Raw genomic sequence first — 11,084 nt, forward strand, 5'->3', positions numbered from 1 at the left:
AGCAACGGGGCGACCCAGAGCAAGGCGGTGACCTTTAGCAGCGACGTGCAGATCACCGCTGGCAACATGACCGTGGAAACCGACAACGCCCAGGCCGACGGCGTGGCCAAGAACAAGGTGCAGGTCAAGGTGACCCGTGCGGATGGCAGTGCGGTGGAAAATGAGCCGGTGACCTTCACTGCCGACAACGGCGCGAGCCTGGTGGGCAGCAACCCGGTGACCACCGATGCGGCCGGTATTGCGGTTATCGAGCTGACCAGCACCGTGATTGGCCAGAGCACCGTGACGGCGACCCTGAGCAACGGGGCGACCCAGAGCAAGGCGGTGACCTTTGTACAGTTAATCCCGGCAGAAGGGCAGTCAACCTTGAGTCTCTCCCCGGCAACCATTATTGCCAATGGCAGAGAGGGGGCACAGCTTGTATTTATGGCGAAAAACCAGAACGGGCAGCCAGTAACCGGCTTGTTAAGCGACACCTATGATGGCAAGCCTCGTCTGGAATTTGTTCAGCAAGGGGTGGTCGCTACACTATCGCTGTTGGCCGAGTCATCAGATGTGGCGGGTGCCTATACGGCGCAAGTGACAGGTCTGCAACCTGGTCAGGTGGAGTTTGTTCCGGTAGTTGATGGCAAGGTGATGGAGAGTAATAAGAGCGCACTGGAGCTCACTGCATGGTTGGTGGATGAAGGGCAATCCTCATATTCATTGGATAAGAGCAGCATTATTGGTGACGGAATTGATGCCGTAACGGCTACCTTTGTAGCCAAAGACAGCGAGGGGCAACTGGTTACAGGTCTGCTTGACTCTCATCGACTCTTCTTCCAATTATTTTTTGATAGAATAGGACCTGAAGGGTGCCACTTCGGTGATTTGGAGAGCCCGATAGAAGTGTCGCCAGGCACATATACAGCCCGACAGGCTACTAACTGTGGTGCTGGACGAGCGGAGTCTTTGCCTGTGGTTGATGATGTAGAATTAACCTCACTGAGCCAGTGGGTTGAGGTGACTGCTGTGATGGTCAGCGAGGCACACTCAGTCATGGAAGTTGCACCGCCAACCATCGTTGCTGATGGGGTTGAAAAAGCACGGGTGACATTTACCGCTCGTGATGCCAATGACAACCCTGTAATTGGATTGGTTGAACAGTCCCGTTTGCGTTTACTGACGAAAAATATCGTGGCGCAAGTAGGAGCAATCACTGAAACAGCAGAAGGGGTATATCAAGCGGATATCAGTGGCACTCAGGCAGGCTTGCTTGGCATTGTGCCGCAAGTGGATGGGGTTGAGTTAAGTAGCAAGAGCGTTGATGTGACTCTTAAACCAGAAATTGTAAGTGTTGTAATTCAAGGTCGTGCCAAGGTCAACCAGACTTTGCAAGCGATACCTACATGTGCCAACCAATGTGTAAATCTAAATTATCAATGGCAAGTTCAAACCGTAGTCGGTGGCGCTGAATATACTGATATTCCTGGTGCAATAACTGAGTCGTTCACAGTAACAACGGATTTACAAAGACGAAAGATAAGAGTGTTGGTCTCTAAACGCTAATTTATAATTGATTTATATAAAAAGGTGCACACTATTGTGTGCACCATTGTAAAAAGAAGAGTCTATCTAAATGAAAATATATTTACATTTAATGCCATTGTTGTTAACTCTGGATGTTTACTCCGCAGAGCCAGTGCCTTCACCAGCAACTCAAACTGTGGTCGGAGAAGCACCAATAATAGCTGTCAACTTAGTCAGTGGTACGATTTCACCAGGTAATAGCGTTACATTTGGCGTTACTTACAATGATGCTGATGGCGACTTGGAAGATGTAACCAAAAGAACTGTAACGTGGTTGTCTTCGGGTCATGGTGTAGGATGTGAAGCTGATAAGTTAACATGCGCAATAAAATCGACGCCAGGTGTGGCTGGAAATAGTCAGACTCTGCAAGTGACAGGCTATTCAATATATCCAGCTGATCCTGACCATAATTATGGCTCGTATTCAATTAAAATCCCAATTAACAATAAGTATGGTTTGAGGCGCACTGGAAGTATACAAAGTTCAGTAGAAGGTTATAAGAGAAGTTGTGATAGGTATGGGATGCAAGCTCTTACACAAGACATTTTTATATCGGCGTTGCCTGATTTGACAATTTATGATACGGCCTTATCTGGAGGTGATGTGAATATTGACGGGGTCGACAGAATCTTTAGTAGCACTACTGGTGGCAAGCCACGTAGAATGATTATGTTAAAAAATAGTACTGAAGATCATCTTGTGCAAATTAATATAAATAGACTATCACAGTCAGTAATAGAGCCATACGATAACACGTGGGATGTATATGACGGATTTATGTGTATGAATAAGTAAAATATTCCTTATTACTGTTTTATTAGAAAGAGTAAGTATTTATTAATACATGTATAGAGTTAATGATGAGTAATGGCACTGAGCCTCGTTATATTCGTGTAGCCTATTGGTTGTACCAACAACAGCGTTTGATAAGTGCCCGGGAGGCAGCAGAAATTTTTGGCGTTTCCCCTTGGGCTCTGGGTGAGGATTTCGCCAAAATAAGGCGCTTGCCTGACATTTTTTTATTGGAGGAGCGTAAGGTGCCGAGTAGTGGCGGACTGCAAAGTTTGATCCGTGTTCGCCATATCTATCCTTATGCATTTGACTCACAGCAACAGCCTTACAGGGTTGCGGGGAATGCGGCTCTCCGTAATACACCATTGACGTGGAAGGATCTGTTACTTCGCCCTTGGCATCAACTGGTTCAAATGAACCAATCTTGTGAGGTCGAGTAATAAAAGTACGGAAATTTTCAGTCTCGATAGCCAGGAGTTATAGAAAACAACTTGGCTGTAACTATGGCGTTAATATTTAATGAAGTGTGGTTGAGTACTTTTTAACTGATGTAGTCCAAGTGAGGTTGCTATGAAAGCTATCAATGTGGTAATTCATCTGTTATTAATAGTCTTTGTCAGTATCGGATCTGCACATGCAAGCGGTCAGCAGCAAGAGAGGGGGGTAAAAGGCGACTTAAGATTTAAAGTGTGTATTGCACCTGTTAACTTGGCATCACCATTACAACATGCTAATGCCAGCATTGACTGGTTCTTGCCAGACGATGGTTCAACTGGAAAATTTGAAATACGCGATATTCAAGGTACCTATGGTACATCTGATTCATGTTCTGCTACGGCACAAGAAGAAATTGTTGGCACGGATACTCTCAGTATGCATGTAGACATATTGTCAATGAGCGGAGACAAGATTTACAGTAGCAAACTAGCCATCGATGTAAATGTATTTGATATCACCAATGATTGGGTGATGAGGCCAGTTGAGTGGCTATGGGTTATGGGGGTAAACCGTGTCGATGCATACACAGAAAGTACAGCATTGTATAATATTGAAGATGAGGACACAGTAATTATTTATTTTAAAGAACGATAATGATTAACAAGGTTTTGTTCTATCTGCCAGCTAACTGTGATACGCCAAGCTATATACTCGTTTAACTATTGTGATGTGATATATGTGGTCAGCATAATTTATGCTATTTTCCCATCACGTTCATAATTGACATTCTTTTAATGCGTTTTTTTCGGATTTTTTTTGATTTGTGGGTTATAAGTCTTCCCTTGATTCACTCAGGTGGCTAAATTACTCCCCGTATGATGCAACGTCATACGTATGTATCTGCACTTTCTTAAGTGATGGATATCTGATGATAAGTGTAATGCAGTATCACATGTGGCACTTCTCACCAGTAGTCTAAACGCAAGGTAAGGGCAAGCATAACCCGTGCGTGTTTGCGTGACTGCTTTGCAGTCACGTTTTTTTTAATTTGCAGTTACCTGGGATTAAGCAACCTTATTAAGTTTCTTGAACGCCAGATGGGTATATGACTGCTCCGCGATAATGTGAAGTGATCTGATATATATGATGAAATTTCGGTTGTTAATTATCCTGCATGTATTTGTTGCCAGTGTGAATGTCAGTGCATCGGAATACTCAGCAAGTTTTAAAAACACAGATATCCAGGAGTTTGTTAATACGATAGGAAAAACACTGAATAAAACAATTATCATTGAGCCATCGGTAAAGGGGAGGGTGAATATCAGAAGTTACGACTTGCTGGATGAGGCCCAATACTATCAATTTTTCTTGAGTGTATTGGATGTATACGGATTCGCAGCAATACCGATGGACAATGGCGTTATTAAAGTAATTCGCGCCAGAGATGCAAAATCATCAGCGATCCCTGTCGTCGATATGGATAACCCTGGTGTAGGGGATGAAATGGTGACTAGAGTAGTTCCTGTTGAGAATGTGCCTGCTCGTGAATTGGCACCTTTACTGCGCCAGTTAAACGACAATGCGGCGGGTGGCAATGTCGTGTCTTATGAGGCATCCAATGTGTTGCTGCTAACCGGCCGTGCTGCTGTCGTTAATCGTCTTGTACAAGTCATTTCTCGTGTGGATAGGGCGCAAAGCCAAGAGGTTGAGATAGTAAAATTAAAACATGCCTCTGCTGAGGAGATGGTAAGGCTAATAAGCAATTTAAATAAAGAGGATAATAGTCAGAACAATACAAGAAGAGTACCAAAAGTCGTTGCAGACCAACGTACAAACTCAGTTATTGTTAGTGGTGACACTAAGGCACGAGCTCGTACCATAGCAATGATCCATCAACTGGATCTGGTGCAAAAAATTGAAGGCAATACCAAAGTGTTTTACTTAAAGTATGGTAATGCAAAAGACATGGTTGATGTTCTTAAAGGTGTCAACTCAAGTATCAGTAAAGGCAGAAAAGACCTATCAACCCCCCCCTCTTCCGGTGGGAATGAGCTGATGATATCAGCTGATGTACTCACGAACTCTCTTGTTATCACTGCCCCGTTAGACACGATGAACCAATTGGCTCGTGTTATTGCACAACTCGATATTAGACGGGCTCAAGTACTGGTAGAGGCAATGATTGTCGAGATGTCTGATACTGATTCCCTTAATCTTGGTGTTCAATGGGCAAATAAAGATAGTGGTGGTCTGCAATTCACTGATTCTGGACTACCAATTACAGCTATCAGTGGGCCAACAGGCATTCATAACGATAGTTTATTAAAATTTAATGGTATGGCTGCGGGGTTCTTCCACGGTGATTGGTCTATGCTGGCTACTGCAATCAGCTCAAACACAAAAAATGACATTCTTTCTACGCCAAGCCTGGTAATCATGGATAATGAGGAGGGGGCATTTAATGTTGGTCAAGAGGTACCTAAAAAAGGAACAGAACAAAGCTCCACAAGTGGCGATAGCATATTTACTTCAGTAGAGTATAAAACGGTTGGTACTAAACTGGTTGTGACCCCAAGAATTAATGAGGGCGATTCAGTTTTACTTAAAATTGAGCAGGAAGTCTCAAGTGTTGCTCAGACTGCTGATAGTGATAATAATAGCTCGCTAGGTCCAACATTTAACTCTAGAACGGTTAAAAATGCCGTATTGGTAAAGAGTGGTGAAACTGTTGTCCTTGGCGGAATGATGGATGAACAAACTAAAGAGAGTATATCTAAAATTCCTCTTTTAGGAGACATTCCATTGTTAGGGTATTTGTTTCGATATTCTGGAACAAGCACCTCAAAACGAAATTTGATGGTATTTATCAGGCCGACTATATTGCGAGATGCTGAAACCTATTCTGGTGTATCTAATAGTAAATATACGTTATTTCGTGCTGAACAAATACATGCATCCAATCAAGAAGGTTACCTTACCTCGCCAAAACGTAACGTTTTACCTCCTGTTGAGGATGCGCTATCACCAGGAATGAAGAAGAATTAACACTTGAAGTGATGGATGCAATCCCTCAAAGATGGCGGAAAAATCTAGCATCAGTAAAAACAGGTGAACTTTGGATTTTGTTTGATAGTTTCAGATTTTAAATGGAAGGGGGTTTTTGTGCTGAATTCTTATGGTAGCTTTATTCCGCTGATCACAAGCTCAGCAAAAAAATCAGAAAATCAATAACTAATTATTCCATAGAGTCGAGGTTTAATGTGCTCAAGAAAAAATTAAAAACAACAAGGGTTCCTCATAGAGCCGCTATATTATTTCTGCTTCCTTCTGTTGCTAGTTTCTCTTGTTTTTCTGCTAGCGTGACAGACAAAATAAGTAATGTTGATTCAGGTGTCTCTTTGTCATGTGGAGCTCCGGGGGCGAGTTCCTGGTTCTGCAATACAGATTTGGATATTTCTTCTCTTAGCATATCAGTGGGAGACAAGCTTAAATTTTATGTCCCCAAAAATGTAAAAATTCAAGAGGCTCAAGGTGCATTTATTATTACCTCGGAAGATTGTGAATTTTCTTCTGATACTGAAGAGGTTGACAAATATTTGTGCCGCGTCAGCAAAACTGGTGGGGTATCAAAAAATGAGCTAATTATTGGTCTGAGTGCTCAAGGCGACTCTAGTCTATTGCATAAAGATATCCGTCTTTTTGATGTACACCCGGTCCCACCTCAACCTCTTGACCCAATGATAGAGGTTACTGGATTTTCATTAAAAGATCGGATGGGAAATGAGGTTAAGAACAACCCAGAGCATTTTGTGCCTACGCTTTCCAAACTAATGGCAGACCTTTCATTTACCACTGAAGCGAATGAGTTTGGCAAGGCAATAAAGTTATTCTATTCTTTGACAGAGCGTACTTCATCAGAATCATGGCGTGAAATCTCTAGTGAGAACCTCTTCTGTCAGGCTCAGAGTGAAAACGGTCTATCATGTCAGGCTAGTTTTGACATGTCAGCATTTGCATCTGAAACTCAGGAGTTTAAACCAGGGAAAGAATATGTCCTGCGTTTTTCATATCTTACAGATAAATATCATCCAATTAACTTTAATGACGAATCAATTTTTGCAACTGTTCAAGGTGCTTATGTTAAACCAATAAATGCTCGAATTTATCCTGCTTACGATGAAAGAAATATTGACCCAAGCAGATGTTTTTTTTCATCACCCAATAATCTATATCAGGAGTGTGAAATACTGGTTGGAAGCAAGTCTGCGACTGTAGATATTAGTTATCTACATGATCCTGATCAACCCGTTTTGCCTACGTTAGATGGTAAAGATTTTTTCCAACTTGATGATAAAGAACAGTATTCTATTGTCAGAAGTAAAATTAATTTGAATGCGTGGAATCAATCGATAACTGACGATCATTCCGCTTTACTTAAATTGTCAAACAAAGCATCGCTGAACGTTCATGAGACCTTTGATATTCGTGACGTAGTTGATGTAGATAGTCGTAATAATATGTCAAATTATTATCTCGGCCTTGTTCAACCAAAAATAGCCAATTCTGATATTGGCATTAAGGCTCGCCTAAGAGGTAGTTCTGGAGACATAAATGCATCTACCTGGCATGTCACTGTTGAAGGAAAATCTCAGTTTGACCAAGCATTTTCTATCGACAGTGATGGTAACGTTAAGTTTGTCGGTGGAGTGAACATTTCTCCTCAAATATTAAATTTGAAGGTGACAGGCACCATTCATAGTGAAAAATATACATCCATATTCCCTGTTTCAGTACAGAGTAGTGAGAATCTAATTTGGGGTATGAATGAGAGTGCTTTATTACCAATGCAACTCTTTCACGAGCGAGCGATTTTGATTCCACCGAAAGATGGCTATAGAAAGTTTGGATCACTTGCAGACATGCCAGCATTGAAATGGACTGTTAGACCATTGGAAAATCGACAAAATGGTCAGATCAAAGCCTTCTTGATGGCCTCGGATAAATGTATGAGTGTTGTGTCATCCTCTAATATCATTTCACCTAAAGAGTGCGACGCATCAAGTAGTCAAATTTTTGATATGTCACTAAATAAACCCGACCTGATCTATTTGTCATCTGACAGAAGCAAGGCTTTGAACTATGCAACGAAGGAAGGAACACTATCATATAAAGTCACATTGAAAGGTGTAAGTGAGACCCCTGAGTATCAACGCTTCAATATTACATATAAGTATCCAGGTGCTGCTTATGCTTTTGATGTGAAAGAGCATAAAATACCGGTGCAAGCAAAAAGTTATGAACAAGCTGTTCATAATGGTATCGTGGTTGATGATGATTATAGGAAGCCAGAATACACATGTGCTATCGGTGGCGTCTCTAGTTGTAACATTACATCATCAGGGCTTTTTACTCTTCCAGAGAATAAAGAGGCCGACTACTCCGTTAATGTGTCAGCTAAGCTTGCTGCTAATGAATATTACTTTGAACATGCAACAAATTATACGCTGTTCGTAAAGCCATCTCTTGTGAAATTTATTAAAACCACAGCTCATGGCTATCCTAGATTTTCCTCAGATGAGGCATATTTGAACTTTGTTGACCTGGATAGAAGAGCGGGATCTGACCCCCGTGGTAATATGTATTTCTCTACAGAAGATGGTAAAAAACTGACAAACGACTTTGCGATTGATAAAGATGATGTAACAAAAGTTAAGATGATTAGCATTCCTACAATATCTGTTGTGGATATTCAGACAAATAAAAAACTAAAAAATCTGTCATGGTACTGTCACCTGTGGGACTCAGATCCAGGTACAGATGACACTCTTTGCAGTGGTTCATCCAAAGCTGACTTTATCCCTGAAGATAAGTGGCTTAATAAAAAGTCTCTTTCCGGGTTGGATTCATATGTTGTTGAGGGATTCACTGGCTGGAATGGCCGAGTTGAAAGCAGAGGTACCTTGCTGTTTGAACCTAAGTAAGTAAAAGATGGCATGAGGTGAAAATCTCATGCCATTTTCATATCTGGATAACTTATTAAACTTCATTGGTTAGTACAAACGAGGTGATTTCAATTTTTATGTTGTCAGCTGATGATGTGTGATAATAATATAGTTTTTATAGATGGTTAGTAGGGGGTAAATAATATTCTATTTATCATTAAAATAAGCAATGAGGTTGAGTATGAATGATTTCTTGAGAGTTATATTGAATATCCGAAGTCTCCGTGCAGCGCTACGAGAATTCACATTTGAGCAGTTAGTCGAGATTAAAGGAAAATTTGACATGGTGTTTACTGAGCGGGAGGCTCAAGAGCGTTGTATAGAAGTACAGTCAGCTGAACGCTTGCAGAAATTGACAGAGTTTTCCGAAATGCTGAAAGTTGCAGGGATTGACCCTAAAGAACTTCTTGGCTCAATGCCGACAATCAAGTCCGATCACTTAGCTAGATCAAAAAGATCCCCTCGTCCTGCAAAGTATCGGTTCTATGAAAATGGTCAGGAGAAAACTTGGACTGGTCAGGGGCGTATGCCTAAGGTGATCGCTGATGCGGTTGCAAATGGCCAAGCATTAGAAGAGTTTCTTATTGAATTAAAATGAACTTATCCCCCGATAGTCTTGTCATTTTAGATAAGAGAACCGTGCTCATTATATTATGCCCTTTAGATTTTTGGTTGAGCACGTTTTCGCATTTTTACAAAGGTTTCATTTTTACATATATTTTAGTGGTGTAATAAGAATTGTATGTAATTAACTATGGATGTTACTTATGTCAACCTTTCCAAGAGAATCTGCTGTTACTCAATGTGATATAACCAAGTCACAAATCAAATTGCACAATTTAACGCTCTCTCGGCGAAACAATATTTCTGTTGTCGTTGATAATACTTTTTGCATCTTTAACGAAAATTCAACGTTGTCACTATATGGAGAATCATTAAATCTGTGGTTGTCAATTGGCGGTTTAATCAGGGGTAATGTGGAAATCCATTTCGAAAGGGGAGCCTCATTCTATCGAGGTACTATTTCACCCAGTGTTTTCTTTGGCTTCATCTATGGAAGAGAAGATATATTTCAAGTGACGAAATATGAATTCGGATACAAAGTTAAAATTACGTGTGACGGAGCTGTAGCCCGCTTTACACTGACTGTACAGATCTAGTTATCACCTGACACCGGCCTCAAACCGGTGTCTTGTTTACGCTACTTTAGAGCGCACTTCCTTCGGTATCAATTTCAGACCCTTCTTGAACATGCTGTAGGGGGTTTGACCCTCCATCATCCTGCCCTGATGTGGCCGCTGGGTGTTGTAGTGCACCAGATAGCTATCCAGGTCTGTCTGCATCTGCTCTACCGACTCATACCAGGTCGTCCTCCCCTTGATGCGGAAGTGTTCATCCAGCAAGGTTCGATGCAGCCGCTCGATAAAGCCGTTGCTCTGCGGCCTGCGCACCTTGGTGGTTCGGTGCTCAATCCCCTCCAGTTGCAGGAACAGCTCGTAGGGATGGTGGTCTGGGCGCCCACAGAACTCGCGCCCGTTGTCCGACAGGATGGTATAGACCCGCGCCTCGTGGGCCTCGAAAAACGGCAGCACCGTTTCATTGAGCACATGAACCGAGGTCACCGGCAGCTTGCTGGTGTAGAGCCGTCCCCAGGCGTGGCGACTGTAGCAGTCCAGCACGGTTTGTAGATACACCTTGCCAACCCCCTTGAGCGCGCCGACGAAGAAGGTGTCGACCGCCACCAGTTCTCCGGTGTAATGAACCTCAATCTGGCGTTCTCGGAACTCGGGACTGAATCGTTCTAACAGGCGAATTTGCTCGTCATTGAGCTCAATGGTCTGCTCACGGTGAGTTTTCTCAAGGCGCAGCAAGCGGTCGTGTTTAGAGAGCAAGTCGTGCCGTTGCCACACGCCACGCACACCGCCCGCACTGACATTGATGCCTTGCAGAGCCAGTTCTTGCGCGACCCGCAGCGGGCCTTGAGTTGGTCTGGTGAGGGAGTAATCGAGGATGGCCTGTTCAATCTCGGGCGCAACCCGATTGGGATGAGCCCCTTTACAGCCCGGCAATTTGTCGAGCAAGCCCTCGGCGCCATAGGTCTGGTAATTACGGCGAATTTCGTAGAACTGCTGGCGGCTGTAGCCAATGAGCTTGCAGGCTTTACTGACGTTATTGAGCTCTTTGGCGAGCTCTAGCAGGCTGAGTTTGCGACGTGCTACTTTCTCGTTGGTGGTCATACGGTGACTCCAGATAACACGGTAGGGGTACCGTTTTGTTATCCG

At 42.7% G+C, this 11,084-nt stretch carries 7 protein-coding genes and 1 pseudogene; 7 read left to right on the plus strand and 1 reads right to left on the minus strand.

What is annotated here, in order from left to right; all coding sequences use genetic code 11:
• From AB5Z05_RS12835 to AB5Z05_RS12865, 7 genes and pseudogenes are all read left to right on the plus strand, one after another.
• Window positions 1-1,548 (plus strand): invasin domain 3-containing protein (locus AB5Z05_RS12835; protein WP_368151767.1); only part of this gene is annotated, 1,548 nt, incomplete at its 5' end.
• A gap of 70 nt (window positions 1,549-1,618) precedes the next feature.
• Window positions 1,619-2,365: a hypothetical protein gene (locus tag AB5Z05_RS12840; protein ID WP_368151769.1), complete on the plus strand. Its 747-nt coding sequence runs from the start codon at window positions 1,619-1,621 to the stop codon at window positions 2,363-2,365.
• Between the two features lie 62 nt (window positions 2,366-2,427).
• Complete coding sequence (locus tag AB5Z05_RS12845) at window positions 2,428-2,802, plus strand: hypothetical protein (protein WP_368151771.1); 375 nt, start codon at window positions 2,428-2,430, stop codon at window positions 2,800-2,802.
• A gap of 130 nt (window positions 2,803-2,932) precedes the next feature.
• Window positions 2,933-3,454, plus strand: coding sequence for a hypothetical protein (locus tag AB5Z05_RS12850; RefSeq protein WP_368151773.1), 522 nt, complete (start codon window positions 2,933-2,935; stop codon window positions 3,452-3,454).
• A gap of 489 nt (window positions 3,455-3,943) precedes the next feature.
• Window positions 3,944-5,839 (plus strand): annotated as a pseudogene (gspD, locus tag AB5Z05_RS12855) (type II secretion system secretin GspD); the annotation flags it as partial.
• A gap of 221 nt (window positions 5,840-6,060) precedes the next feature.
• Complete coding sequence (locus tag AB5Z05_RS12860; protein ID WP_368151774.1) at window positions 6,061-8,781, plus strand: hypothetical protein; 2,721 nt, start codon at window positions 6,061-6,063, stop codon at window positions 8,779-8,781.
• A gap of 202 nt (window positions 8,782-8,983) precedes the next feature.
• Window positions 8,984-9,400 carry an H-NS family nucleoid-associated regulatory protein gene (locus AB5Z05_RS12865; RefSeq protein ID WP_368151776.1) on the plus strand — a complete coding sequence of 139 codons (417 nt, stop codon included), beginning with the start codon at window positions 8,984-8,986 and terminating at the stop codon, window positions 9,398-9,400.
• Between the two features lie 598 nt (window positions 9,401-9,998).
• Here AB5Z05_RS12865 and AB5Z05_RS12870 read toward each other — a convergent pair.
• Window positions 9,999-11,039, minus strand: a complete 1,041-nt coding sequence (locus AB5Z05_RS12870) for an IS481-like element ISAs19 family transposase (RefSeq protein ID WP_279460456.1) — start codon at window positions 11,037-11,039, stop codon at window positions 9,999-10,001.
• Window positions 11,040-11,084: the final 45 nt, after the last annotated feature.

Source organism: Aeromonas sp. R2-4, assembly GCF_040908365.1.
GTDB lineage: Bacteria > Pseudomonadota > Gammaproteobacteria > Enterobacterales > Aeromonadaceae > Aeromonas > Aeromonas veronii.

Bases quoted from the DNA above. Each gene is read 5' to 3' on its own strand.
- AB5Z05_RS12850 (WP_368151773.1), top strand. From the start codon at position 2,933: ATGAAAGCTATCAATGTGGTAATTCATCTGTTATTAATAGTCTTTGTC.
- AB5Z05_RS12865 (WP_368151776.1), top strand. From the start codon at position 8,984: ATGAATGATTTCTTGAGAGTTATATTGAATATCCGAAGTCTCCGTGCA.
- AB5Z05_RS12870 (WP_279460456.1), bottom strand. From the start codon at position 11,039: ATGACCACCAACGAGAAAGTAGCACGTCGCAAACTCAGCCTGCTAGAG.
- AB5Z05_RS12840 (WP_368151769.1), top strand. From the start codon at position 1,619: ATGAAAATATATTTACATTTAATGCCATTGTTGTTAACTCTGGATGTT.
- AB5Z05_RS12845 (WP_368151771.1), top strand. From the start codon at position 2,428: ATGATGAGTAATGGCACTGAGCCTCGTTATATTCGTGTAGCCTATTGG.